Annotated in this window: 22 protein-coding genes and 1 tRNA gene; 6 read left to right on the forward strand and 17 right to left on the reverse strand. The window is 57.1% G+C overall.

Annotated elements, in window-relative coordinates; all coding sequences use genetic code 11:
- Positions 1–3: 3 nt before the first annotated feature.
- The 4 genes from lacA to CHY22_RS03120 form a co-directional block, all read right to left on the reverse strand.
- Positions 4–432 carry a galactose-6-phosphate isomerase subunit LacA gene (gene lacA, locus CHY22_RS03105; RefSeq protein WP_089572385.1) on the reverse strand — a complete coding sequence of 143 codons (429 nt, stop codon included), beginning with the start codon at positions 430–432 and terminating at the stop codon, positions 4–6.
- Between the two features lie 303 nt (positions 433–735).
- The gene (locus CHY22_RS03110) at positions 736–1,752 is read right to left on the reverse strand and encodes a hypothetical protein (RefSeq protein ID WP_147328324.1); all 1,017 of its coding nucleotides are present in this window, start codon (positions 1,750–1,752) and stop codon (positions 736–738) included.
- A gap of 416 nt (positions 1,753–2,168) precedes the next feature.
- On the reverse strand, positions 2,169–2,507 hold the full coding sequence (locus CHY22_RS03115) for a PTS lactose/cellobiose transporter subunit IIA (protein WP_089572387.1): 339 nt from the start codon (positions 2,505–2,507) through the stop codon (positions 2,169–2,171).
- A 122-nt stretch (positions 2,508–2,629) separates the two neighbouring features.
- On the reverse strand, positions 2,630–3,727 hold the full coding sequence (locus CHY22_RS03120; RefSeq protein ID WP_089572388.1) for a LacI family DNA-binding transcriptional regulator: 1,098 nt from the start codon (positions 3,725–3,727) through the stop codon (positions 2,630–2,632).
- Between the two features lie 356 nt (positions 3,728–4,083).
- Between CHY22_RS03120 and CHY22_RS03125 the strand changes: the two genes are divergently transcribed.
- Together CHY22_RS03125 and lacG are read left to right on the forward strand one after the other, a co-directional pair.
- On the forward strand, positions 4,084–5,859 hold the full coding sequence (locus tag CHY22_RS03125; protein ID WP_089572389.1) for a lactose/cellobiose PTS transporter subunit IIB: 1,776 nt from the start codon (positions 4,084–4,086) through the stop codon (positions 5,857–5,859).
- Between the two features lie 66 nt (positions 5,860–5,925).
- Entirely contained in the window at positions 5,926–7,365 is a 1,440-nt protein-coding gene (lacG, locus tag CHY22_RS03130) for a 6-phospho-beta-galactosidase (protein ID WP_089572390.1), read from the forward strand.
- 404 nt (positions 7,366–7,769) lie between these two features.
- Here the strand turns inward: lacG and CHY22_RS03135 are convergent, their stop codons facing one another.
- Entirely contained in the window at positions 7,770–9,140 is a 1,371-nt protein-coding gene (locus CHY22_RS03135) for an AAA family ATPase (protein WP_089572391.1), read from the reverse strand.
- 299 nt (positions 9,141–9,439) lie between these two features.
- The gene (locus CHY22_RS03140; RefSeq protein ID WP_117716302.1) at positions 9,440–10,204 is read right to left on the reverse strand and encodes a DeoR/GlpR family DNA-binding transcription regulator; all 765 of its coding nucleotides are present in this window, start codon (positions 10,202–10,204) and stop codon (positions 9,440–9,442) included.
- A gap of 206 nt (positions 10,205–10,410) precedes the next feature.
- Between CHY22_RS03140 and CHY22_RS03145 the strand changes: the two genes are divergently transcribed.
- Complete coding sequence (locus tag CHY22_RS03145; RefSeq protein ID WP_089572392.1) at positions 10,411–11,463, forward strand: aldose epimerase family protein; 1,053 nt, start codon at positions 10,411–10,413, stop codon at positions 11,461–11,463.
- Between the two features lie 194 nt (positions 11,464–11,657).
- Here CHY22_RS03145 and CHY22_RS03150 read toward each other — a convergent pair whose 3' ends face one another.
- Complete coding sequence (locus tag CHY22_RS03150; RefSeq protein ID WP_158551163.1) at positions 11,658–12,923, reverse strand: DUF4143 domain-containing protein; 1,266 nt, start codon at positions 12,921–12,923, stop codon at positions 11,658–11,660.
- Positions 12,924–13,377: 454 nt separating this feature from the next.
- Positions 13,378–13,860, reverse strand: a complete 483-nt coding sequence (locus tag CHY22_RS03155; RefSeq protein WP_089572394.1) for a PTS sugar transporter subunit IIB — start codon at positions 13,858–13,860, stop codon at positions 13,378–13,380.
- 207 nt (positions 13,861–14,067) lie between these two features.
- On the opposite strand from CHY22_RS03155, the gene CHY22_RS03160 reads away from it, so the two are divergent.
- Both CHY22_RS03160 and CHY22_RS03165 read left to right on the forward strand, forming a co-directional pair.
- Positions 14,068–14,143: transfer RNA gene (locus CHY22_RS03160), tRNA-Thr, on the forward strand.
- Between the two features lie 779 nt (positions 14,144–14,922).
- Positions 14,923–15,288, forward strand: a complete 366-nt coding sequence (locus CHY22_RS03165) for a hypothetical protein (RefSeq protein ID WP_089572395.1) — start codon at positions 14,923–14,925, stop codon at positions 15,286–15,288.
- Positions 15,289–15,423: 135 nt separating this feature from the next.
- On the opposite strand, the gene CHY22_RS03170 is transcribed toward CHY22_RS03165, so the two are convergent.
- From CHY22_RS03170 to CHY22_RS03180, 3 genes are all read right to left on the reverse strand, one after another.
- A complete protein-coding gene (locus tag CHY22_RS03170) occupies positions 15,424–15,897 on the reverse strand; it encodes a YhcH/YjgK/YiaL family protein (RefSeq protein WP_089572396.1) in 474 nt (157 codons plus the stop codon).
- Positions 15,898–16,101: 204 nt separating this feature from the next.
- On the reverse strand, positions 16,102–17,037 hold the full coding sequence (locus CHY22_RS03175) for a hexose kinase (RefSeq protein ID WP_089572397.1): 936 nt from the start codon (positions 17,035–17,037) through the stop codon (positions 16,102–16,104).
- A 59-nt stretch (positions 17,038–17,096) separates the two neighbouring features.
- A complete protein-coding gene (locus CHY22_RS03180; protein WP_089572398.1) occupies positions 17,097–17,978 on the reverse strand; it encodes an aldose 1-epimerase family protein in 882 nt (293 codons plus the stop codon).
- A gap of 156 nt (positions 17,979–18,134) precedes the next feature.
- Here CHY22_RS03180 and CHY22_RS03185 point away from each other — a divergent pair, with 156 nt between their 5' ends.
- The gene (locus CHY22_RS03185) at positions 18,135–18,719 is read left to right on the forward strand and encodes a hypothetical protein (RefSeq protein WP_089572399.1); all 585 of its coding nucleotides are present in this window, start codon (positions 18,135–18,137) and stop codon (positions 18,717–18,719) included.
- Positions 18,720–18,794: 75 nt separating this feature from the next.
- On the opposite strand, the gene nagA is transcribed toward CHY22_RS03185, so the two are convergent.
- The 6 genes from nagA to agaV all read right to left on the reverse strand — a co-directional run bounded on the left by nagA (position 18,795) and on the right by agaV (position 24,726).
- Positions 18,795–19,964: an N-acetylglucosamine-6-phosphate deacetylase gene (nagA, locus tag CHY22_RS03190; protein WP_022094606.1), complete on the reverse strand. Its 1,170-nt coding sequence runs from the start codon at positions 19,962–19,964 to the stop codon at positions 18,795–18,797.
- Between the two features lie 118 nt (positions 19,965–20,082).
- Positions 20,083–21,249 carry an SIS domain-containing protein gene (locus CHY22_RS03195; protein ID WP_089572400.1) on the reverse strand — a complete coding sequence of 389 codons (1,167 nt, stop codon included), beginning with the start codon at positions 21,247–21,249 and terminating at the stop codon, positions 20,083–20,085.
- Between the two features lie 114 nt (positions 21,250–21,363).
- The gene (locus CHY22_RS03200) at positions 21,364–22,095 is read right to left on the reverse strand and encodes a GntR family transcriptional regulator (RefSeq protein ID WP_089572401.1); all 732 of its coding nucleotides are present in this window, start codon (positions 22,093–22,095) and stop codon (positions 21,364–21,366) included.
- 185 nt (positions 22,096–22,280) lie between these two features.
- Positions 22,281–23,363 (reverse strand): PTS system mannose/fructose/sorbose family transporter subunit IID, encoded by a 1,083-nt coding sequence (locus tag CHY22_RS03205; protein WP_089572402.1) that lies wholly within the window; start codon positions 23,361–23,363, stop codon positions 22,281–22,283.
- Positions 23,353–24,153: a PTS sugar transporter subunit IIC gene (locus tag CHY22_RS03210; RefSeq protein WP_089572403.1), complete on the reverse strand. Its 801-nt coding sequence runs from the start codon at positions 24,151–24,153 to the stop codon at positions 23,353–23,355. Before CHY22_RS03210 ends, CHY22_RS03205 begins: the two co-directional genes overlap by 11 nt.
- Before the next feature lie 90 nt (positions 24,154–24,243).
- A complete protein-coding gene (agaV, locus tag CHY22_RS03215; protein WP_089572404.1) occupies positions 24,244–24,726 on the reverse strand; it encodes a PTS N-acetylgalactosamine transporter subunit IIB in 483 nt (160 codons plus the stop codon).
- Positions 24,727–24,759 lie beyond the last annotated feature (33 nt).

Below are 24,759 nucleotides of genomic sequence, written 5' to 3' on the forward strand. Positions count from 1 at the left end.
TCGTTAGGCCATCTTGTTGAGCATGTCGACACGGATCTGGTGACGGCCGCCGGCGTACTGGGCGCGCAGGAACTCGCGGGCGATCTTCTTGGCGACCTCGGTGCCCACAACGCCCGGGCCCATGGTGACCATGCGCGAGCCGTTGTGCTCGCGGGTCATGTAGGCGGAACGCTCGTCGGAAATGTTGGCGACGACCATGCCCTTGATCTTGACGGCGGACATATAGGAGCCGACGCCGTACTTATCGAATGCGAAGCCCTGGGAATCCTTGTGCTCCAGCAGGTCCTTGGCAACGGCAGTCGCGGAATCGACAAAGTCCGCAGCAGGGGTCTCGGAATAGTCGACGACCTCGTGACCGTCGGCGATGAGCATCTCCTTGATGGACTCCTTCATCGACATACCGTCGGCATCGGAAGCGATTACAACCCTCATGACATCCTCCTTGAGAGATACGCAGGTGCGTAGTTTCTGTTTGGAAGTGTTGAATCGCGCTCAGGTCCGGGCATCTGAATGTGCGGTTCTTCACTGTTCATGTTTATTTGAACACATTCGAACATAGGTTGCAACCATTATTTGTTTAACTTTGTTCTTTTTTGAACAAATACCGTTCACGGATGATTGCCGACCGTTTGAGCCCGGCGCAGACGTAGCGACCATGTGTTCAACAAACAAAAGGGCGGCCGAGAACGTGTCTCGGCCGCCCTTCGGCGGTATGCCCCAACAAATGCGGCTGTTTTAGTTACTCGGACTGCCCACCTTTTTGGTGTGCTTGGACGAAGTACTCAGAAAACGGCCCGTCAAATAGCTCGCTGGACCGGAAATATCGATTCCCAGCAACGTGTGTCCCAGCCACAAAAACGCTGCGAGCACCAGCAATGGGATAACGCACGAGGTCACGATCATCACGATGACGCCTTCGATCAAATCGGTCACCTGCTGCACGATCTCATCGGTCATCTGCTTGGCGCCGCTGGTCACCGACGCGACGAGACCCGAGGCGCCGTCGGCAAGCTGCTCAAGCACGTTCTTGGACTCTGTGGTCTCGGTCTTTTTCTTGCTTGCTTTGGAGCTATCGCTCTCTGCCGTATCCGCAGCGTCGGCTGCCTTTTGCTCGGCAGCCTCGATGCTCACTCGATACGTTTCGTCGACCTTTTGCGACACCCATACGCTTGCAGGCACCAACGCCATGCCGATCATGGCGACCACCAACACGCGAGTCGCCACGCGGCGCAGGACGGTACTCGTGCTCCAGCGCCCATGAATGCCAAGCGACACCGCAAAGAGCACCAACGCAAACGGGATTAAGATGCCTAGGCCAACCGACCACAAAATAGTCAGCAGATATTTCTCGAGATAGAGCACGGCAAGCACGATGCCCAAGTTGCCTGAAAGCTGCGCGAGCTGCTCGGCAACCGGCGTTCCCGTATCACCCGGCAGCGCGGTAATGCCCGCAGACAGCGCCACGCACGAGGTCGTGAGCGCCAAAACATTGCCCTTCTTTTGATCGATGACCTCGACGGTGGAGTCCCAAGTCTTGGTATCGGCAAAATGCGGACGAGCTACAAAGCCCGACAGCAGCGCCAGCACCACGAGCGCAACGATAAAGCCAATCTGCAGCTTTTTGTTTGCGCACACGACATCGGACAGGCTGGGCTGCAGCTCGGTTACCGTCGTATGCTCGGTTATCTGGACAGGACGCCCATGAGCCATCTCATACGCGTCTCTTTTTTGAATTGATCCGTTGTCCGGCATTTGGATACCTCCTCATTCCGGCCTGTATTGCGGATGGAAGTATACCCACCCATCGAAAAACCGAACGGCAGGAGGCGCAACAAGCTGCTGCATGATCCGCCCGCCATGAAATGGGCCCATCTACTACGTTTAACCGCCCATCCCCGACCATGCCACAAAGCGAAAAAACAAAACCGCAGGTAGAAGTCCTGCGATTTTTCATGAAACGCGGGTGTGTTCGAGGGTATCGGGTTAAACGTAGTAGATGAGCCAGTTTCGTGGCGAGCGCTGCCAACCGATCCTCCGGGGACGGGAAAAGCGGGTCATTTGGGGCTGTCGACCTCTATTTCGCCGCAACCTAGATAGGTGGGATACAGAAAAACCCTGCCGCGGATAGCGGCAGGGTTTTTGGAAGGGGACGAGGTTGTGCGAGCTCGTTAGGCGAGCTTAGCCTCGAGTGCGGCGATGCGCTTGTAGGCATCGATGGTAAAGCGGGTCTGCTTCTCCAAGATCATGGTGGTCATGAGGGTGTCCTGAGCGTGGGCCATGATGAAGGTCATCTCCATCTCGCCGCCGCCGGCCTCCTGCGAAAGCAGCTTGGTCTGCGTGTCGTGGGCGCCAATGAGTGCATCGCTCGCATCCTTGTGCAGCTGTTCGGCCTTCTCAAAATCACCCTCGCGAGCAGCATCGAGCGCTGCAAGCAGATCAGTCTGGGCGTCACCCGCGTATGCGACGATCTCGAATCCAACCATCGAGATTTCTTCTTTGGTTGCCATATTGCGTTCCTTTCACATATGAACCAATGGAGAGCATCGCGTCCGGGCATGCGCGCTGCGTTGTGTATGACAGAAACATTAACATTCAAACAAAACAGAACAATGCAAAACGCAATTTCGAGCTATGAACGGTCGATTTTCGCCCGTGAACGGTTTTTAAACCAATCTGAACAATATCGAACACAATTAGTGGCAACCCAAACAGGTCCACACCCTAGCGCAGGCAGCGTACCGTATCGCCCTCTACGAGCATACCGGGGATCAGCATGTGCTCCACGCCAGACGCACCCCCCCTCGGCGCCGGCAATCTTGTCGACCGCCCACATGCCGACACGCCTGTTGTTAAAGCGCACCGTGGTCAGGCGACGGTCGGGCACGATGTCGCCCAGGCTGTCGTCAACACCCACTACGCTCACGTCCTGGGGCACGCGTTTCCCGCGCGACTCGAGCCCGCGAATGCAGCCGTAGGCCATGGCATCGTTGGAAGCATAGATGGCGGTACAGGTCGGATCGTACGCTAGAGCCTGACCGGCAGCATATCCGCTCTGTGCCGTCCAATCGCCACGGACGAGTCGCGGCGGCTCAATACCATGTGCGCGCAGTGTCTCACGCCAGCCTTCCTCGCGCTGCATGCCCGAAAGCGAGCGCTCGGGGCATGAGATAAAGTGCACGGTCTTGTGCCCCTGCTCCAACAAGTACTCGACCACCTGGCGCGAGCAATCGAACTGGTCGTTATCGACCGTTGAACAGAGCGGGTGCTCCAGCATGGTAACGAGCACCGTCTGCATGCCGGGCAGCGGCTCGAAGGTGCCAAAGTCCGCCGGCATGCGATTCATGATCACAACCATGCCATCCACCGGCAGCGCGCTCATGCGCGACGATGCACTCTCGAGGGTATACGGATGCCCGTCTACTTTAGTTAGGGTGATGGCATAGCCATGTTTGTCGGCCGCGGCGGCAAAGCCCTCCATGCGGTCGAGGTTGCCGGTGCCGGTAATGTTGAACATGGCGACGCCGACGGTCTTAAACTTGCCGCGGCGCAGCGATCGACCGGCAAAATTGGGTCGATACCCCAGCTCGCGCATGGCGGCACGCACGCGCTCCTTGGTCTCGGGGCGCACGCTGGGCGAATCGTGCACGGTGCGCGAGACCGTCTGCTCCGAGACGCCCGCGAGACGCGCCACGTCCTTAACGGAAACCGATTTTTTAACAGCGGCCATAGGTCGATCTTTCTATGTCAACGATGCCATTGGCGGCACCCTACGCAGTCAAATGAACGCCTTCAAGTATATCCAACACCTCCCCCACAATACGTTTACCACCCAAAACCTACCGTTCACCGACAATCTTGCTTCCCCGAACGGCTTTTGTCGCCCAAATGTTAACGTTGCCATTGCGCAACCACAGAGCCACCGGGCGGCTCAAACGTTTACGCGTAAGGAATCGATGGTTCGCAGGCACAGGAACCACTGGTTCGCGTCTTTTTTTGTGTCGCAAAATGGCAACGTCAACATTTTGGCAACCGAACGCCAAAAGCTACCATCGTTGCTAACCCACCGACTCTTAGGAGCTTTGCATGGAGCAACTCATCGCCATCATCGAAAAGGGCCAGCCCTTTTTCAACGCGATCGCCCGCAACAAGTACCTCAAGGCGATCCGCGACGGCTTTATCTCCGTCATCCCCATCATCATCTTCTCGTCCATCTTCTGCCTGGTAGCCTCGGTCCCCAACATCTGGGGTTTCTATTGGCCCGATGACATCAACAACGCCCTGTGGAAGTGCTACAACTACTCCATGGGCATCCTGGCCATCGCCTGTGCCGCCACCACGGCCAAGCACTTCGCCGACGCCCAGAACCGCGACCTGCCCAAGAACAACCAGATCAACTTTATCTCGTGCATGTGCGCGGCCATCATCGGCTTCTTGCTCCTTTCGAGCGACACGATCGCCACGGACGCCGCCAGCGGCTTCAACACCACCTATCTTGGTTCCAAGGGCCTGCTAACCGCCTTCATCGCTGCGTTTGTGACCGGCATCATCTACAAGTTCTTCATCAAGCGCAACATCACCGTCAAGATGCCCGAGCAGGTTCCGCCCAACATCTCGCAGACCTTTAAGGACATCATCCCCTTCTCCGTCTGCATCACCGTCTTTTGGGTCTTTGATATCGTCTTCCGTGCTGCCTTTGGCTTCTGCTTTGCCCAGGGCGTCATCCAGGTGTTCCAGCCCCTGTTCACCGCCGCCGACGGCTACATCGGCCTCGCTGTGATCTACGGCGCTATGAGCCTCTTCTGGTTCGTGGGCGTCCACGGCCCCTCGATCGTCGAGCCCGCCATCGCCGCCGCCCTCGTCGCCAACATGACCGACAACCTGGCTGCGTTCCAGGCCGGCCAGCACGCTTCCGCTGTCCTGACCCAGGGTGCCCAGTACTTCGTCGTCTGCATGGGCGGCACCGGTGCCACGCTCGTCCTGGTCTTTATGTTCTGCTTCCTGGCCAAGTCTCAGGAGATGCGCGCCGTCGGTAAGGCAGCCATCGTCCCCGTGTGCTTTGCCGTCAACGAGCCGCTGCTGTTCGCCGCGCCTATCGTGCTCAACCCCGTCTTCTTTGTCCCGTTTGTTTTTGCCCCGATCGCCAACATCTGGATCCTCAAGATCTTTATCGACTTCTTGGGCATGAACGGCTTTATGTACACCCTGCCCTGGACCGTCCCCGGCCCCATCGGCACCATCATGGGCTTGGGCTTCCAGCCGCTCGCCTTTGTGATGCTCGCCCTCATCTTGGTCGTCGACTTTGTCCTGTACTACCCGTTCTTCCGTGCCTATGACGCCCAGAAGTGCGCCGAGGAGGCCGAGATCTCCCAGGAGGAGCTCGCCGCCAAGAACGCCGAGAAGGCCGCCAAGCTCAACGACGCCTTCCAGGGCAAGGCCGATGCCAAGAGCGTTGCCGCCGGCGCTGCTGCCGAGGCCGTGAAGGCCGACGCCCCTGCCGCTTCTGCAGCACCCGCTGCCGAGGCAGCGACCGCCAGCGACCTCAACGGTAAGCGCGTGCTCGTGCTCTGCCAGGGTGGCGGTACCTCGGGTCTGCTCGCCAACGCGCTGGCCAAGGCTGCCAAGGAGCGCGGTATTAACCTCGAAACCGCTGCCGAGGCCTATGGCAACCACGTGGACATGCTCCCCGACTTTGACCTAGTCGTCCTGGCCCCGCAGGCCGCAAGCTACCTGGCCGACCTGCAGAAAGACTGCGAACGCGTGGGCAACAAATGCGTCGCCTGCCGCGGTAAGCAGTACATTGAGCTCTCCCAGAACGGCGACAAGTCTCTCGCCTTCGTCTCCGAGCAGCTTTCGAAGTAAGTAACGCCCAGGGCCAGCCGACCATCAACAGCCGGTTGGCCCTTCGATTTAGACGATTGGATCATCATGTCCGTTAATCCTGCTAGCGTCACCAATCCGCCTGCGCAGTTTCCCGAGGACTTTGTCTTTGGCGGCGCCACTGCTGCCTACCAGGTAGAGGGCGAGACCCGCACTCACGGTAAGGGCAAGGTTGCCTGGGACGACTTTCTGGAAGCCCAAGGCCGTTTCTCCCCCGATCCCGCTTCGGACTTCTACAACCAGTACCCCGTCGACCTGGAGCTGTGCGAGGAGTTTGGCATCAACGGCATCCGCCTCTCCATCGCCTGGAGCCGCATCTTCCCCAACGGCACCGGCGAAATCAACCCCGAGGGTGTCCAGTTCTACCACGATCTCTTCGCCGAGTGCCACAAGCACCACGTTGAGCCGTTTGTCACGCTGCATCACTTTGACACGCCGCTGCCCCTCTTTGAGAAGGGTGACTTCCTCAACCGTGAGACCATCGACGCCTTTGTGGACTTTGCCACCTTCTGCTTTAAGGAGTACGCCGACCAGGTGACCTACTGGTTCACTTTTAACGAGATCTGGGCTGACGCCTCCAACACCTACATCGAGGGTACCTTCCCCGGCGGCGTCAAAGCTCATCTGGCCGAGGCCTTCCAGTGCGAGCACAACATGATGCTTGCCCACGCCAAGGCTGTGCTGGCCTTCCACAACGGCGGCTTTAAGGGCAAGATCGGCGTCATTCAGTCGTTGGAGTTCAAGTACCCGCTCAACGAGAACGACCCCGCCGACATCAAGGCCGCCAACAACGAGCACGTGCTGCAAAACCAGTTCCTGCTCGACGCCACCTTCCGCGGCGACTATGCCCCCGACACCCTCGAGTGCGCCAACCGCCTGGCTGCCGTCTCGGGCGGCACCATCGAGATCCTGGACAAGGACCTCGAGATTATGCGCGAGGCCGCGCTCTACAACGACTACCTGGGTGTCAACAACTACCAGTGCCGTTTCCTCAAGGCTTACGACGGCGAGAACGACCTGCACCACAACGGTACGGGCGAGAAGGGCACCGGCCGCTGGCGCGTTAAGGGTATTGGTGAGCATGTGAACAAGCCCGGCATCCCCACCACCGACTGGGACTGGATCATCTATCCCGAGGGTCTGTTCGATCTGCTCGTCTACATTAAGCAGCGCTACCCCAACTACAAGCAGATCTTCATCACCGAGAACGGCATGGGCTACAAGGACCCCTACAAGGACGGTTTTGTGGACGACCAGCCGCGCATCGACTACATCGAGCAGCACCTGCGCTGGTTGCTCAAGGCCATGGAGGTGGGCGTCAACGTGGGCGGCTACTTCCTGTGGAGCCTGCAGGATCAGTTCTCCTGGACCAATGGCTACAACAAGCGTTACGGCTTCTTCTACGTTGACTTTGAAACCCAGAAGCGCACGCCCAAGGCAAGCGCCTACTGGTACAAGCACGTGGCGCAGACCCGTCGTCTGGACTAGCGACTTGCGACGAGCGGCCAGCGGAATTGCCCCGCTCACATAACTTGTCCCCATTTCTCAACCGGGGGCGGCACGTCACACGGCGCGCCGCCCCCGGCCTTTTTGTGCAGGTCGGAAGCCGTTCGTCTCGATCTGTAATATTTAGCCGAGTTTTTCGGTCTTACCTGTTACAGATTGAGACAAACGTGAAGGCCGGGCCGAAATATCTCAATCTGTAACACTTAACCCGGTTTTGGACGTCTAGTTGTTACAGATTTAGATAAACGTGCGAGCCAATCCCTTCAATCTAAATCTGTAACAACTAGCTTGTGTTTTCGCCCCTAGCTGTTACAGATCGAGACAAATAAAATAGACCGGGCTGACAATCTCAGCCGCATGCCCCCTTTTTGGCCGCATTCCACCGATCAGATAAAGATCGTCATATACAGAGGTAGATATATCCTATGCCCTTCAGCCCTGAGCTGTTTTGGATGAAGAACTATCTCTTCTCCGACTCGTCGTTCGAATCGTCTGCCAAAATCGTCAAGCGAGATTGTTGAATACGATTTGGAGGATTTAACTTCAACAGGAGTGACCCGCGGTTTTCCAGCCGCGTCTTCAAAGCCGCGTGAAGCAAGAAAATCAATTTCACGCGTTCTGGGCCGACTCCCCTCCGTTTTGGAAGGCTCCTGCCAGCTGTAATAAAAAAGCGAATGCCCCAAACTCTTAAGCTGCTGCGCCACGATGTTCTCGATTAGCATTCCTTTATTAATTGAAATTCTTCCAAATTGAATGTCTCTATGGACGTCCATAAGGTCCGGACCATCATCAAACGCCAAGCTCACGAGCAATCCCGTGTCCGCCATATAGCATTTAAGCGAAGACGCGTCTTCGTGCAAGCGGTAACCCACGCTCGGATCACTGCACAAAAAGCAACGGTTAATTAGTCGCGCATCCTCAAGCCAAATTAACGCCGACTCATATGTCTCAAAACGGGACCCCTTCTCCAGGCTGTCAAATTTAAACCGTTTGTTTGCCGCAGATAATTGACCCGGAATGTCATCATAAACCGCCCGCGCACGTCTAGCGTCCGAACCTCCAAACTTGGCAATGTCCTCCCTGTACAGTGCGATAATCTGCCGTTTAACCCTGTCGCATCCTCTAAAATCATTCTCTGCCACAAAGGAGTCGACCGACTGAGGCATACCACCGACAAGCATATACTCATCAAATAATCTCATGCACGTCGCATGAACGCCGTCCGGAAGCGCGGTCCGAGATTCGCGCGCTTTACGGATCTCTTCTGCATAAAGATCTTTTCCGGTCGCCCAAAGATACTCCTCAAAATCGAGGGGCTCGAGAGGGATTCTTTCTTCCTCTGACGGTATGACAATGCTATCGACATTCTTTTTGATGGAGACAAGAGAGCCTGTCTCGATGTAATCAAATCTGCCGTCTTCTACAAGATGCTTTATGTATTCGCGCGCGATGGGAAACCGCTGCACTTCATCAAAAATGACCAGCGACTCTCTCGGTTCGAGGGCCTTACCATACTGCAGCTGAAGCATGCGTAAAAAAAGATCGACATCTTCACGATGGTTCAGAAATATATCGAGCGTGGCTTTGCTAGCAGCCGAAAAGTCAATGTACAGATAATCCTTGTATTCATTTTGCGCGAAGCACTTGACGAGCGTCGTTTTGCCAACGCGTCTTGCACCCTCAATAAGCACCGCAGTGCGCCCTTGCGAGCGTTCTTTCCACTCCTGCAGACGATCATATGCCTTCCGTTTAAACATAATCTCACCTCAGCATAATTTACGTGCTAGTTTACAAAAATACCGACCTTCAGATATATCTAATAATACAAAAATACCGAGCTTTAAATGAGCTTATAGTTACAAAAATACCGACCATTGCAATGGTTGAGACATACAGTAATACCGAGCTTTACGCATAACGGATGCTATGCCGCACCGTAAAACAGCTGCAACTCATCGCACAGGGAAACCTGCAATCTGCACGCGCACCTATTATGCGTCGTGATGATGTAAATGCTCCGCAATGGCAGGGGCAAAAGTATCTCCCACAACGCTGGCTAGCAGATGACCTGCGTGTGTTCCTCGATGGCAGCGCGGTCCTCGTCGGCAATATCCGGCTCGCACACCACGGCGTCCAAGCTGTCCAGGCGACAGAAGGTATAGAAATCGCGCTTGCCGATCTTGCTGGAGTCGGCGATCAGATAGCGCGAGTCCGCCTTGCTAAAGGCGAGCTGCTGGATACGGCCCTCGTCCATGTTGGACGTGGATACGTCACCGTCCAAGATACCGTTGGCGCCGATAAACGCCGCATCGATGCCCAGCGCACGTAGGGTATCCTCGGCCGTCGGCCCCACAAAAGCGGCAGTGCGGCGGCGGTACATACCGCCCACGAGGCACAGTTCGCAGTCTTCGCGCGCCTCGAGCAGGTTAAACACCGAAAGCGAATTGGTCACAATGCGCAGGCGAAACGTCGGCAGCATCGAGGCCATCTGCTCAACCGTGGTGCCCGTGCCCAAAAAGATGGTCGAGCCTTCCTCGATAAGCTCCACAGCGCGGCGCGCGATCTGCAGCTTTTCCTCGGCATGCTTAGTACGCTTTTCACTGTGCGAATACTCATGGCGCAGCATAGCGTGCGGACGGCCCTGTGCACTGCGGGCTCCGCCGTGCACGCGCTCGATCTCGCCTAGGCTCGCAAGTTCTTCGAGGTCGCGGCGGATCGTCATGTCCGATACGCCCAGCGCATCCGAGATCTCCTTGACCGAGACCGTGCCCTGCTCCTCGAGCAGCTGACGAACCTTATCCTGTCGCTCTGCCTTAATCACGATGAATCCTCGCTGTTCTTTGCGCGCATATCATTCAAACAGTAACGAACAAATTGTATCAGACTCGTACGCGTCAGAAATGAACGTCCACACAGCTCCAATCATCACTTTTTTGAGAAAAATACCCCCTGCTTTAGTGGGGTGTAGTGATAATTTCGCCTGTTCGCGCTACAGTTTGTGCGAAATACCTCGATGTTAGGAACCAAATGATCACTTCCGAGCTTTTCGGCACCGCGCCGTGCGGTACCCCCGTTCATCGCTACACCCTCAACGGTCCCGAGATCTCCGTTCGCATTATGGACTTTGGCGCCACCGTGCTGGGCATCGACGTGCCCGACATCCCCGGCAACGTGCGCGATGTGGTGCTGGGCTTTGATAAGCTCGAGGATTACTTTGACAACCCCGCCTGCTTTGGCGCGACCATCGGCCCCGTGGCAAACCGCACCGCAGGCGCCACGATCACCATCGACGGCACGGACTGGCATATGCCCGCCAACGAGGGCGCCAACAACCTGCACAGCGATCTTGAGCACGGTTTGCACAAGCGCGTATGGGATGTGGAGCTCGACGAGCTCCACAATGCCGTGCGCATGACTATCTCGCTCGAGGACGGCGAGCTGGGACTTCCCGGCAACCGCACGTTTACGGCCGTGTTTACCGTTACGCGCACCGGTGTCTTCCGCATCGAATATGGTTGCGAGAGCGACCGCGCCACCTATGTGTCCATGACCAACCACACGTACTTTAACCTTGCCGGTCATAACGCCGGTATGGACTGCGAGCACTTCTTTGTTGCTAACGCCGCCCACTACCTGCCCATCAACGAGCAGAATATCCCCACCGGCGAGATCGCTCCGGTCGAGGGCACGCCGTTTGACTTCCGCGAGCTGCGTCCCGTCGCGCCCGGCATGGAAGCCGACGACCCGCAGATCAAGCAGGCCCGCGGCTACGACCACTGCCTGTGCATCGATGACTATCAGTACGGTCGCAACCTGCGCCGCGCGATGCACGTCGAGGAGATGTGGACCGGTCGTGAGCTGGACTACTACACCACCGCCCCGGGCGTGCAGCTCTACACCGGCAACTGGCTGGGCGACGAGCACGCCAAGGACGATGCCAACTACGGCTGGGGCGCTGGCTTTGCCCTCGAGGCCGAGATGTACCCCGACACACCACACCAGCCGCTGTTCCCACAGGGCATTGTGGGCCCGGGTCACCCCTACAGCAACGTCATCGAGTACCACTTTATGAGGCACTAAGCCCACAACGCGACATATCGCACAGCAACGCCCGCCGGCACCACCGCCGACGGACGTTTTTCTACCTAGTCGCCTGCGACGTTCTTAAACGACTAATCGTTGTGGGCACTCTTTGTCGAATGTGGCCGCCGCATCATCGATGATGCCGTGTCCTCGCGCGCAATGGTGGCGTCCGTCCCGCTTCGACCGTCGCGTTACGGCGCGAGAACATCCAGCGGAACAACTTGGACGCCACGCTCGGTAACATAGGCTTGCGAACCAAACCCGATGATCACGACTTTCGAAACCGGCGGGTTGTTTCCGGCGGCAGCCATGCGTTTCTCGACAGCAACAAGGCTGTCAGACGCCTCTTCGATTTGAGCAGAGCTGAGTTTAACTTCGACCGGGATCCAGGTCCCACCAGGAGCCGCAATGACCGCATCGACCTCTAGATCACGAGAATCGTGATAGTGATAGAGGCCCATTCCGTTTGCTCGCGCATAAACCCACAAATCATGGAGTGCCAGCGATTCAAAAAGCAGTCCGAGCGTCTTGAAATCTAGCAGCAAGGTCTCCGGAGTCGCCCCGAGCGCAGCGGCCGCCAGCGACGGGTCAGCAAGATGATGCTTCTTTGATTCTCTTAAGTGCACCGGAGATCTCATTGCTGGATTCCACGCGGGAATATCGCGAACGAAGCTAACCCGTGCGAGAAGAGATATATACGATGCCGCCGTCTGTCTCGACACCTCTCCGCCAAGATCGGCCACGAGCGTCTTGAGTGTCGCCAAAGTGGATTCATTTCGCGCAAGCGATTCGATAACGGCTTTGACCTTCTCAGGGTCGCGGCGAGAGCCGTCGACACGGGACAAATCTTCTTCGGCAACTATGCCGATGTAACGTTTGGCCATCACGGACGCAGCCCGCGCATCGTGTCCGACCGCCGCGGGCCATCCGCCGCGAACAACGCACTCGGCAATCGAGGCAGAGTCCAACGACCCGAAGGCGCCACTGAACTTTTCGCCAGAAATAATGCCCGACAGCTTAACTGCACCGCTGGATTTCCCGAGTTCGAAAAGCGTCATGGTATCCATGCGCAGTTTGGCGAATCTTCCAGCGCCACTGTGCATCGGACGTTCGTCGTCTCGCGGTGTTGCCGATCCCGTAAATATGAACTGACCAGGCTCACCGCCGCGGTTGTCGCACTCAAACCGTGCCGCGTCCCAAAGTTTCGGAACCTCCTGCCACTCGTCAATCAGCCGCGGCACCTCGCCGGAAACGGCAAGAGCCGGATCCGTCTCGGCGCGTAAGCGATTCTCGAAGTTGCGGGACGGGTCCATGAGAAGGAGCCTGGACGCCGCACGGGTCTCGGCCGTGGTCGTCTTTCCACACCATTTCGGTCCTTCGATAAGAACGGCACCGAATATGCCCAGCAGCTGGTCGAGCTCATTTTCGACAATTCTGGTGTAGTACTTTTTTGGCATATTTATCACCATTGCTACCAGCGCGTTTAACCTAATTTACAGTTTACATTTAACCAAATTTCGGTTCTCTGATTAACCATGTTTACGCAATTCAATTAACGAAACAGATTTAGGAGCCATTTTTGCGAACGGCTTAAGCTGTGGTGCAGTCATTGACGTTCTAAAAGACTAGTCGAAAGGGACACTCTTTTCATAGCTCCGACACATGTGCCAACATGCCTGAAATCGGCGCGCTACAGATTGCGCCCATCTACTACTTTTACTCCCGCACCCCTGACCATACGCCCCTATTTTCAAAAATCGCACGTTCGCTACCTGCAGTTTTAATATTGCGATTTTCATCGTGCTTCGAGGTAAGCGACCAAAAGTAGTAGATGGCCCCAATTCCTGGCCGAGGGCATCTCGCCGCTCCTCCACGGGAAAATACGATCCGTTTTCCTCCGCCCCCAGGTAATCACGCGAGCAGGTTCTCGATGGGATCGGGGTCGGAGCTGGGGAGATAGCGGATTTCTAGTTCTATGCCGAGCTTTTGTAGCTCTCTGAGAGCAGCGACGTCTGCATCGCCTATGGCGACTGCGGGCGTTACAGAGCGCTTGCCCTCCCCTGCTTGCATATGGCCAATGCTAATCTTGGTGATCGGCACACCGCCCTTGACCAGCGTGAGTGCATCGGCGGGCGACGCCACCATGATGAGAATCCATTGGCGCGGCGTTGCAGTATGAATGATGTCGATAGTCCTTTGCACCGAGAAAAACCGTGTCCAAACGCCTTCTGGCGCCGCCACCCTCATGGGCGCCCACTGGCGCGAATCCGCCGCGATCTCGTCGTTGACGATTAGGACAAGGTTGGAACCCACGGCTTCGTTCCACAGCTCAACGTCTTGCCCGTAAATGAAACGGTCATCGATACGCGTGAGAAGGATCTTGGGTTGAGCCATGGCTGCCCCATTCTGTTTGAGACCCATACGAGCGGGACGTCGGCCACCAACTCAACAGCAGGTCAAGTAACAAATGGGCACTGCAGACATCACGCCTCTAATATTAGTGCATTTAAAGTGAGAAAAGCCGTCAGAACACTTGCGCGGATGTGCGATGTCCCGTATCATAGACAGCCGTTGACGCCTCAGTTGCGTCATCATATGGCCGCCAGCGTAGCTCAGTTGGTAGAGCACCGCTCTCGTAAAGCGGGGGTCACCGGTTCGAGCCCGGTCGCTGGCTCCATTGCACAAGATAGCCGCCTTCGGGCGGCTTTTTTGTTGCCGATTTTGAGTGCGTACGCCCATCCAGGCATCGCGACGTCAACAGCGGCCCACTCGGTGGACTTCAGGTTTAATGCTTAGGGGCGGGGATTTACCAAAGTGAAATCTTAATGAAAAGAAACCCAGCTGCAACAATTGCTATGGCGAGGGCTCGAATTGGCCATATAGATCTAAAATGGTCACAATATACAAATGTCGAGAGACATTGGCGATATAGATGAAAAGAACTAAGGGTTTTCTTTTGTTGGTATTGATGCTGCTCGGACTGTTCTGCCTGAGTGGCCCTTCTTGGGCCAAGGCTGCCTGTCCTGAAGGTGAGCCTTAGCAGTCTTATACGGGCAGCCTGCTGATAACTGCTAAGGAGGGCGATGCCGACTCTCAGTCTGGGGTAAATCCCCTTGCCACTTTTGAGGGGGACGGCGGAACGGTCAAGCTTGACCATATTGGTAGCGGGATTTTGAGGTGGCAAGTTCTTCCGGACAAAATTGCGAACGATCCCTTCTCTTTTGCTGGAACGATTTATCTATACAAGGTTGTGAGCGGAAAACAAAAATACGTCGATTGCTATCCGACAAACGGGTCTGGAATTGCATTCACCGGCATTTCGGGGCAGATTGATACACATGTACGAAAGGGAACCTATGTGGCGCGTTGGGTTGGAGCTGCTGCAGGTCCGATATGGATTGCGGTCTTGCGCCCCGATGTCCAAATAGGTTTCTCTCTCTAGACGGGAAGTTGCTCATGGACGCCATATATGACGGAGATGACTGGGTCGATCATTATACTTGGCGCCTGGTCGGCTCGAACGACAATGGGGATGTGGTGTTTGATGGACTATGTCCAAAGCATCTCCATCCTTTTGTCTCGTCGTTAATTGAGAGTTCCGCTCGTGTTGCCCCCTACAGCTCGGCATCGCTTCATGATACGGGCGTTTTGAAGACCATAAGGGAATCAATTGACGATGGCACGATGAGCGGCCCGCTGTTTTCTCGGCTTGTGGGGCTAGATGAGATTGGCTCGAAACGACTGCTTGCGGGCGAAAAAGTGGAACTCACTTATCGGTCGATGATTTCAATCCTGCGGCTAGCCGATGTTCTTCGCAAATAAATGAGGCTTCCCTATTCAAAAACAGAAAACCCCGCCAAACGTGATTTCCCTAGGGAAAACCCGTTTGGCGGGGTCCTAGCGTGATTTCCCTAGGGGAATCACGCCATCAGACGAACAGCTCAGCCGAGCAGCTCGCTACTCCTCCCAGTAGGCGTCGGCAAGCAACTTAAAGCAGATCTTCTTGACCGGCTGTGCGCCATCGCCCGGGAACTCGAGCGTGGGCATGTGGGGCTCGCCGGCAACGAACAGCGCGAATTTGTCGTCGGCAAGATCGCCGGCGATCGAAGCGTCGGAATCGACCAGATCGTAGTCGTCCTTCTCGTCAAACTCCTGGACCAGCGTCAGGCTGCCCGTAGCGACCTTGAAGGCCTCGCGACCCTCGACGTCGATCTGCAGGTCGTGATAGCGCTGATGCGTCTCATAGTGAGCCTCAGCCTCGGGACGCGTCGTGGGAGACATGACGTTCGCAAAGACCTTCTCACCCAAAATCGGATGGCTGCCGACCTCGAGCTGTGCCGGGTCGTTCTCCTCGAGCCAGTCGATCAGCACGTCGAGGCCCTTGAGCATTCCGCGGTATTCCTCGATATCGCCCAATGCACCGTAAATCATCTAAATCCCCTCTCGGATCGTTTATTTGGCAGCTACTCGGTAAATGCATTACCGACGCTGTTGCCACCCACATACGTCTCGACCAGGGTAAGGTCGGGATTGAACACGACAGCATCGGCGTCGCGCCCCGGCATAATGCTACCGCACTTGTCGTCGACTCTAACCACAAGCAAGCAACCGATGCCGGGGGCGGCGCACAGGCTCCTACAGCTCGGTCACGACAACGTCGTTGTAAACCTCGTCCCAACGATCCATAACCAAGTGGCCAGTCATGGGATCCATGGCATTGAGCTTGCCGCAGGTGTTGGCGGTACGCAGCACCGTCTCGTCATCCGCGCCAGCAGCAATCGCATGTGCGAAGCCGGCAATGGTCGAATCGCCAGAGCCCGTAGCGTTAACGGCGGGGATATCGGGGGTCTTGGCGCGGAATGCACGGCCATTATGGAATCCCACGGAGCCGGCAGCGCCCATGGACACGACGACCCAGGGGATATCGGAGAAGCGGGCATCAGAGGCGAGCGCGGCGCGGAGCTCGTCCACATCGTCGGTGGTAAAGCTCGTGCCCAGAAGGCCGTTAATCTCGGTCAGGTTAGGCTTGACCAGCTCGGGCTTAATTTCGGACTTAAGGGCGGCCTCGAGCGAAGCACCCGAGGTATCGAGCAGCACCTTGGCGCCGGCGTTCTCGGCAATACCCGTGATCTTGGCGTAGTAGCCCGCCTCGACACCACGGGGCAGCGAACCCGAGATGGTAACGACAGCGGCCTTGCTCGCAAGCTCGGCGAACTTGGCGGTAAAGGCATCGAGCTCCTCGGGGGCAATCGTCGGGCCGCTCTCGAGTAGCTCGGTCTGGTTGCCGGCGTGGAGGATGTTAAGGCAAATGCGAGTCTCGCCCTTGATGGGTACAAAATCATTCTTAATGCCGTTGGCATCCATGAGCTCGGCCATGTAGGCGCCCATGTGGCCGCCGAGTAGACCGGTTGCCACAACGTCGTCGCCCAGCTGACCCAGTACACGGGCCACGTTGAGACCCTTGCCGCCGGCGGTCTTTTCGGGCGTCACACGGTTAACGTCGTCGATAATGAGCTCATCGAGCTGATAGCGCGTATCGACGGACGGGTTCATCGTAACGGTGAGGATCATTTTTAGCTCCTTATCTCGCAGGCTCCTTATGCCTCGCGATACGAGTCGACAAAACGGAATTACAGAATCTCAATCGTGAACGAGCGAACGACGGTCTCCTTGGGCTTGGCGACAAGGCAGCCGCGCTTGTGCTCAAGCACGTCGTCCTCATCGGAGCAGGTCGAAAGGCCGCCCCAAGGCTCAACTGCCACAAAATCGCCCTCGGGCTTGCTCCACACAATGAGATATGGGAAGCCCTCAAAGCTCAGGCGAACGCCCTTGTCCTCGCCCTTTTTGGAAAGCGTGACCTGGCGGCTCTCGAGCACGTCAAAGATGGTCTCCGCAAAATCGAAGAGCTCGTGCGACAGGGGCAGCGTCTTTCCCACCATGGGGTTCTTGGAGCGCTTGTCCACGTCAATCAAGCCAGTCGAAGGGACAGCGGTGCAAAGCTCTGCAGCCTCTTCTTTCTCAAAGCGCAACTCGTAGTCCGTATAGGCCTCGCCCTCATCGAGCGGGCACCTAAAGCCGGGATGCCCACCGATAAAGAACGGCATGTCCTCGGTGCCCTCGTTGGTAACCTCATAGGAGACACGCACGGCGGCGTCCTCGAGCGTATAGCGGGCGACGAGCCTAAACGGATACGGATAATCGCTCAGCAGCGCGGCGTTATCCTCCGAAGCCAGGCACATAGCCAACTCGTTCTCGCCTTGGCTCAGCAGCTTCCACTCCTGCTTGCGCGCAAAGCCGTGGCGAGCGAGCTTTACATGATGCCCGGCAAACGTCATGGCGCTGTTGTCGCGCAAGCCTCCGCAAATCGGGAAGCAAATCGGCGCCTGGCCGGACCACACGGTGGGATCACCCTGCCACAAGTACTCGCGACCTCCGGCCTCAATCGAGGTAAACGAGCCACCAGCCGTGGAAACCTTAATAGAAATCGAATCGTTGGAGAGAGCGTATTCCATTGCCCATCCTTTCGAACAACTGCTTTTTGCTCGCAAGTACCCGTCTCGGCTCTGACCAATGGACAAACCCGCACGCTCATCGATGCGTCCGGTATCCCGGCCATGTAACGGGGTACCATACAGACATTGATGCAATTACAGCTGAAAGGCCTTCTTATGCGAACCATCATTCTTTATGCCTCACGCCACCACGGCAATACGAAAAAGCTCGTGGACGCCATCGTCGAGGCGCACCCCGAAATCGATACCCTCGACGTGAAAACACTCGGCAAAAACGAGTATCCCAACCTGCACGAATACCATCTGATTGGTGTCGCCACGGGCATCTATTACTCCGAGATCGACAAGGACATGGCACGCGTGCTCACTAACGTGTTGCAGCCGCAGGACAAGGTGTTTGGCCTTATGACCTACGGTGGCAAAAACAAGTGGTACGGCAAGGATATCGATGGCATCTGCCGCATGAGGCAGGCCATCTTTATGGGTGTCTACGGCTGCCCCGGCTTTGATACGTGGGGGCCGTTCAAACTCACCGGCGGTGTCCAAAAGGGGCACCCGACCGCTGAGGAAATTAAGGGTGCCGTCGACTTCTTCGACAAGATCGAAGACGAGTATGGAGACATCATCGTCGAAGAGTACGCCAAGCGCGAGAAGCGCCTAGCATACGAGAAGGAGCATCCTGCAGGAGGCCTGGTGGCCGGCGTTAAGCGTACGGCAAAGAAAATCGCTAGCAAGCTGTAACTGTAAAGGTGCTTTTGAGCGTTTAACCCGTACGGCGGGTCCGAGCAGATTCGGGCCCGCCGTCTTTTTCTTTCGTTACTCGGTAAAGGCGTTGCCGACGCTCTGGCCGCCAACATACGTCTCGACGAGGGTGAGCTCATGGTCGAACACGACAAAGTCGGCGTCGCGACCCGGCATGATGCTGCCGCACTTATCCTCGATGTGCGCGGAGCGTGCCGGCACCTCGGTTGCCATGCGAATGGCGATATCGGCGCTGGCGATGCCCCAGTCGACGATGTTCTTGACGCCCTGGGCAAGCGTGAGCACCGAACCGGCAATGCTCTTGCCATCGGCGAGCCAGCACAGGTTGTCCTTCATGATGACGTCCATGCCGCCGCTGGTGTAGCTGCCCTCGGGCATGCCGCCGCAGCCCAGGCAGTCGGTGATGAGTACCGTGTGCTGCCAGCCCTTGGCCTGCAGCAGCGCCTTGATGGCGGCAGGGTTTACGTGCTTGCCGTCACAGATGATCTCGGCGTAGGTCTCGGGCGTGGACATGGCAGCACCCACGACACCGGGCTCACGGTGATGCAGCCCGCGCTGGCCGTTATAGGTATGCGTAAAGCAGCTGGCACCGGCGTTGATGGCGGCGATGCACTCATCGTAGGTGGCGTCGGAGTGACCGATGCTGGTCACCACACCCTTGGCGTTCAGAGCAGCCGCATAAGCAGCGGCACCGTCGCGCTCGGCCGCCATGGCGCTCTTAACGATGCGACCACCCGCAGCCTCCTGCCACTGATCGAAGACCTCCTCGGAGGGATCGATAAGATAAGCGGGGTTCTGCGCGCCCACGTGCTTCATGGTAAAGAAGGGGCCCTCCAGGTAGATGCCCTGAATGCGAGCACCGCAGAAGTCGGGGCCGCGACCCTCGTCCGCCTGAGCGATGGCGGCGCAGGCGTCCTTGATCTGCTCAACGCCATCGGTGAACGTCGTGGGCAGCCAGCTGGTGGTACCGCGACGGGCGAGCTCAGTCGAGCTGATATCGATGCCCTCGGGATCGTTATCAGTAGTTGAGTGGTTGTAGAAGCCATGGATGTGAGTATCGACCATACCCGGTGCGATCCACGATCCCGTGTAGTCCTTAATCTCGCAAGAGGGCTCGTCGGCCTGCCAGGCGCCAAAGACGCCGTCCTCGACCATAAGATAGCCGCCCAGTTGCGGGCCTGCCGGCAAGAAGAACTTGTCAGCCTTAATTGCGTACGTGCTCATATGCACTCCTTGCTTCTAAAGCAGTTGACTGTGGTGATGCTTATACCCAGCTCACGTAAAACAAAAAGCGCCCGCCCGCCGTTATGAGCGGACGGGCGCCCTTACAGGGGGGACGCGATTAAGCGGTGAAGGGGTGAATCGTCACGCCCTTAACCACGCGGTTGACCGTGCCGGTGGGGCTCGGCGTATCGGGCGTGTTGCCCACGCGCACGGAGTTGAGCAGGCTGATAGCCTGGGCAAACATCACGAACGGCAGGGCAAGGTAGCCCTCGGGAAGTGCCTCGTAGCCCTTAAAGGTGAAGGACTCGCCCTCATAGACGGTGGCACCTTCCTGCTGAACGGCGATGGTGTGCTGAGCGATCTCGTCGCCACCGATCTCGTTGAGGATGTCGATATCGTACTGACGGGCGTAGGCATCGTTGTTGACGAACACGAACACGAGGGTCTTGTCGTCGACGAAGGACTTGGGTCCGTGACGATAACCCATAGAGGTGTCGTAGGAAGTAGCGACCAGACCGTGAGCGAGCTCGAGGATCTTGAGCTGGCTCTCCTGGGCAAGGCCACCGAAGGAGCCTGAACCCAAGTAGGTCACGCGGTTGAAGTCGCCAGCCAGGTAATCGGCAACCTCGGACTCGCGAGCGATGACCTCCTCGCCCATCTTGGCGATGGTCTCGACCCACTCGGCCTTCTGCTCGTCAGAGGCAGTGTCGAAAATAAGGGTGGAGAGCAGGGTCATGCAGGAATAAGAACCGGTCATGGCGAAGCCCTTGTCGTTGGCGCGCGGGATGAGCAGCGTCAGCGCATTGGGGTCATCAGCGGACTCGACAGCGAGCTTGCCCTCGGGAGCGCAGGTGATGTTGAGGAACTTGACGTTGTGGACGAGCTCCTTGGCAACGGCGACGGCGGCAAGGCTCTCGGGGCTGTTGCCAGAGCGGGCAAAGGAAACCACGAGCGTGGGATCCTCGGCGCGCAGGAAGTCGCGCGGGGCGCTCACGATATCGGTCGTGGCGATGGGCTTAAAGTCGTAGAGATCAGTGTTGCCAGCGTGACGCAGGTACGGGGCGCAGGTATCGCCAACATAGTCGGACGTACCGGCACCGGTGAAGACAACGGACAGACGGCCCTCGCCCATAGCGCGAGCCTCAGCCAGAAAGGCCTCGATGGCCTCCTTGTTCTCGCGATAGATGTTGAGCGTATCACGCCAAAGCTCGGGCTGCTGAGCAATCTCGGCCGTGGTGATCTGGGCGCCGAGCTCGGTGAGCTCCTCGACACTCTTCTCGAACATTTCTAATACCTCTCTCTAGAAGTAATCCTCTGACGTGCAATTATACACTTCGGTTGGTTATCTGGTAGTAACCAGTTAAATGCAAAGAATCACCATATGGAAACGATGCGGACACTAGTTGCTACGCTGGTGGTAAACCTTGTATTTAAACTGATCGGCACGAGCAACCGAGAGTGTATACTCCACAACCTCGTTTGACTCGTTATACGTAGTCCTGACCAAATCGAGCACAGGCGAGCCCTCGACAATTCCCAAAAGGTGGGCGTCGGTGGGACGGGCTATGCTCGCATAGAACTCCTCTTCGGCCACGCGTATCTTTTGCTGAAAGTCTTGCTCAATCACATCGTAAAGCGGCTTACGCTCCAGCAGCGGTCGCTTTAGGGACAGAAATTGACGAACCGGTAGATAGCTACGTTCGACCATCATGGGCATGTTGTCGGCAGAACGAAGGCGCTTGAGCTTAAAAATGCGATCACCGATACGTAATCCCATATGCTCGGCCAGATTCTTATCGGCCTCCATCTCGCAAAAATCGAGAATCGTGGTCTCGGGGTCGCGACCCATCGCGCGCATCTGCTCGGTAAAGCTGTAGGACTGCATAAGATTGGTTGCCTTTGCCGAACGGTCGGTCACAAAGGTACCGCGACCGTGCTGCCGAACCACCAGTCCTAAACGCTCCAGTTCCTGCAGAGCCAGGCGTACCGTAGTGCGCGAGAGACCATAGCGCTCCGAAAGCTCGCGTTCGGAAGGAATCATGTCACCGGCGCGATATTCATGGTCAATCTTTTCGGTCAGAATATCGACCAGCTGATCGTACAGCGGTTGCTTACGCGCTCCGATCGCCATCCTATCCTCCCTTTTGCTCGAATTCGGCTAACCACCTAGGGTGTTATACATTATCTGTCTGCCACACCCGAATCAACAAGAAAACAAAAGCCGCGCGCTCTTTCGAGCACGCGGCTTTTAACATACACATGGCTTAAGGGGTCGGGGTGTGAGCCGCGTAGGGACACACCCCTCAAGCTAGAGCCTTACCAGATGCTCGGCCAGAGACCAAGCGGGCCAGCGCCCAGGATGCCCAGGACGAAGAGCAGCAGAATGCCCTTGGTCGGGGTCCAGCTGTGCTTAGCGAACATGTAGTAAAGCAGCAGCGTAAGCATAAGCGGGACGAGCTTCGGGACGATGGTGTTGAGGGTGTCGGCAACAGAGAAGTTGACCGGATCCTCGGTGACGGTAGCGTAGGTCACGGACTCCATGCCGTTGCCCAGATCGGCGACGCCGCACTTGACCTCGTTGCCGTCGGCATCGACGGCGGTGAGGGCGTTGCCGTCCTCATCGGTCATGGCGATGGTACCGGCCTCAGCGGTCTCGGTATCGATGCCCTCCATACCGGTGAAGTTCTCGGCCTCCTTCTCGGAGACGATCACGGTAGTAGGGGCAAGGCCACGGGTGGTGCCGTTGGGGATCTGGAGGTTGATCTGGGTGCCACCCATGGTGACGACCAGGCAACCGACGACGAAGACGCCCATGATGGAAGCGGCACGCGTGAAGGCCTGCATGTTGGCGGTCAGAGCGTCAATAGCGCTGGTGCCAAGCTTGTAGGACCAGTTCATGAGCCAGAAGCGCAGTGCGAACTGGACGACGTTGAAGATCACCAGGAAGATGATCGGCGCAGCGGCGTTGCCGTTGATGGCCATGTTGGAGGTGATGCCGGCCGTGATAGGCACGAGCGTCAGCCAGAACAGGGCGTCACCGATACCACCGAGCGGGCCCATTGCGGCGACGCGGACGGCGCGGATCGTGGGGATGTCAACCTTGTTCTGCTCGAGCGAAAGCACGATGCCCATAACAAAGGTGACAAGGAACGGGTGGGTGTTGAAGAACTCCAGGTTGTGGCTCATGGAAGCCGCGAGGTCGTTCTTGTTGGTGTGGATCTTCTCCAGACCGGGGATGATGGAGTAGAGCCAGCCAGCGGCCTGCATACGCTCGTAGTTGAACGAGGCCTGCAGGAAGCAGGAGCGCCAAGCCATCTTGTTGAGGGTCTTCTGGTCGAGCTGCGGAGCAGGAGTGAGATCCTCGTAGTGCTCCGGGATTACATACTCATTAGATGCCATCTTCGAAGTCACCTCCGTCAGAAACAGCTGCACCCTTCAGCTCGGTCTGCTGCTGGAAGTCCCAGAAGGCGATGCCGAAGCCGATGAGAGCGAGGATGAGCAGAGCAGGGGTTGCCAGAGAATCGTTGGCAACGGTGATGAGCGCGAGGCCAAAGCCCATGAGGAAGAAGCCCCACATATCGCGGTTCATCATAACCTTGAGTAGGACGGCGAAGCCGACGAAGCGCATCATGCCGCCTGCAGCGGAAAGACCGGTCTGCAGCCAAGTCGGGATGGCGGAAGCGATGGTCTGACCGATGGTGGCGCCAGCGATGAAGAACAGGGTGACGACGACGGCGAAGATCAGGCCGAGCAGAGCCATGGCGAAGTAGTTCAGACGCTCGATACCCTTGGTGTCAGCGTTGTGAGCCATGTTGTCCGCGGAGGACATGAGCGGCGACATAAGCGTGAAGACCAGGGTAACGCCGAGCTGACCAAGCAGAGCGAACGGAATGGCAAGGCCGACTGCCGCGTTGGGCTCGAGGCCCGTGGCGATAGCGAGAATGGCTGCCATGATGCCGCCAATGACGGCGTTAGGCGGCTGAGCGCCTCCGATCGGCATGTTGCCGATCGTCATGAGCTGATAAGTACCACCCACGAGAAGACCGGTGTTGAGGTCGCCAAGGATAAGACCGATGACGGCGCCGGTGACGATGGGCTGATAGAGAGACTCGAGGAAGTTGAACTGGTCGATTGCCGCGACGAACGTGACGATGAAGACCAGAGCGACCTGGATGATCGAGTATTCCATCTTGCTCCTCCTTTCAAAATGTATGTACGCACTTTGGATTTCACGTACAGAATGTCAGGGTTTCATTCCTGACAGCGTGGATCATGAGGATTACGAGAAGAGCTTGCTCGTGTCCTCAACAGGCGTGCTCGGAACGCGCCTGATCTCCAACTCCACCCCCAATTCCTGCAGCTCTTTAAACGCAGCGACATCCTCGTCGTTAACTGCGACGGAGGTGGCGACTTGGCGCTTTCCTTCCGACATGTGCATGTTGCCGATGTTTACCTTCTTTATAGGCACACCGCCCTTGACGAGCGTAAGCACGTCTTCCGGTGTTTCGGCCACGATGAAGATCTTCTGGCGCGGGCTCGCCTTGCCAATGACGTCGATGGTCTTCTGCAGGGAGAAGAAACGCGTAGCGACGCCGGCGGGAGCGGCCATCTTCATGAGGTTCTGGCGCATGGTGTTGGTCGACACATCGTCGTTGGCGACGAGGATGAGGTTGGAGCCCAGGGTGGAGTTCCACTGGGTAGCGACCTGACCATGGACCAGTCGGTTATCGATGCGGGTAAGAAGAATGTTGGGTTCTGCCATGTTGATCAGCTTCCTTTCGTTATTTGCTGACGA

Source organism: Collinsella sp. TF06-26 (assembly GCF_002232035.1).
In the GTDB taxonomy this organism is placed as follows: Bacteria; Actinomycetota; Coriobacteriia; order Coriobacteriales; family Coriobacteriaceae; genus Collinsella.

Excerpts from the sequence above, each read along its gene's own strand:
- CHY22_RS03175 (WP_089572397.1), bottom strand. The coding sequence starts at position 17,037 with ATGATCCTCACCGTTACGATGAACCCGTCCGTCGATACGCGCTATCAG.
- CHY22_RS03155 (WP_089572394.1), bottom strand. The coding sequence starts at position 13,860 with ATGGCTCAACCCAAGATCCTTCTCACGCGTATCGATGACCGTTTCATT.
- CHY22_RS03150 (WP_158551163.1), bottom strand. The coding sequence starts at position 12,923 with ATGCCAAAAAAGTACTACACCAGAATTGTCGAAAATGAGCTCGACCAG.
- CHY22_RS03180 (WP_089572398.1), bottom strand. The coding sequence starts at position 17,978 with ATGGAATACGCTCTCTCCAACGATTCGATTTCTATTAAGGTTTCCACG.
- CHY22_RS03200 (WP_089572401.1), bottom strand. The coding sequence starts at position 22,095 with ATGGCGATCGGAGCGCGTAAGCAACCGCTGTACGATCAGCTGGTCGAT.
- CHY22_RS03210 (WP_089572403.1), bottom strand. The coding sequence starts at position 24,153 with ATGGAATACTCGATCATCCAGGTCGCTCTGGTCTTCATCGTCACGTTC.
- CHY22_RS03145 (WP_089572392.1), top strand. The coding sequence starts at position 10,411 with ATGATCACTTCCGAGCTTTTCGGCACCGCGCCGTGCGGTACCCCCGTT.
- lacG (WP_089572390.1), top strand. The coding sequence starts at position 5,926 with ATGTCCGTTAATCCTGCTAGCGTCACCAATCCGCCTGCGCAGTTTCCC.
- lacA (WP_089572385.1), bottom strand. The coding sequence starts at position 432 with ATGAGGGTTGTAATCGCTTCCGATGCCGACGGTATGTCGATGAAGGAG.
- nagA (WP_022094606.1), bottom strand. The coding sequence starts at position 19,964 with ATGAGCACGTACGCAATTAAGGCTGACAAGTTCTTCTTGCCGGCAGGC.
- CHY22_RS03115 (WP_089572387.1), bottom strand. The coding sequence starts at position 2,507 with ATGGCAACCAAAGAAGAAATCTCGATGGTTGGATTCGAGATCGTCGCA.
- CHY22_RS03125 (WP_089572389.1), top strand. The coding sequence starts at position 4,084 with ATGGAGCAACTCATCGCCATCATCGAAAAGGGCCAGCCCTTTTTCAAC.
- CHY22_RS03120 (WP_089572388.1), bottom strand. The coding sequence starts at position 3,727 with ATGGCCGCTGTTAAAAAATCGGTTTCCGTTAAGGACGTGGCGCGTCTC.
- CHY22_RS03195 (WP_089572400.1), bottom strand. The coding sequence starts at position 21,249 with ATGTTCGAGAAGAGTGTCGAGGAGCTCACCGAGCTCGGCGCCCAGATC.
- CHY22_RS03110 (WP_147328324.1), bottom strand. The coding sequence starts at position 1,752 with ATGCCGGACAACGGATCAATTCAAAAAAGAGACGCGTATGAGATGGCT.
- agaV (WP_089572404.1), bottom strand. The coding sequence starts at position 24,726 with ATGGCAGAACCCAACATTCTTCTTACCCGCATCGATAACCGACTGGTC.
- CHY22_RS03205 (WP_089572402.1), bottom strand. The coding sequence starts at position 23,363 with ATGGCATCTAATGAGTATGTAATCCCGGAGCACTACGAGGATCTCACT.
- CHY22_RS03185 (WP_089572399.1), top strand. The coding sequence starts at position 18,135 with ATGCGAACCATCATTCTTTATGCCTCACGCCACCACGGCAATACGAAA.
- CHY22_RS03135 (WP_089572391.1), bottom strand. The coding sequence starts at position 9,140 with ATGTTTAAACGGAAGGCATATGATCGTCTGCAGGAGTGGAAAGAACGC.
- CHY22_RS03165 (WP_089572395.1), top strand. The coding sequence starts at position 14,923 with ATGGACGCCATATATGACGGAGATGACTGGGTCGATCATTATACTTGG.
- CHY22_RS03170 (WP_089572396.1), bottom strand. The coding sequence starts at position 15,897 with ATGATTTACGGTGCATTGGGCGATATCGAGGAATACCGCGGAATGCTC.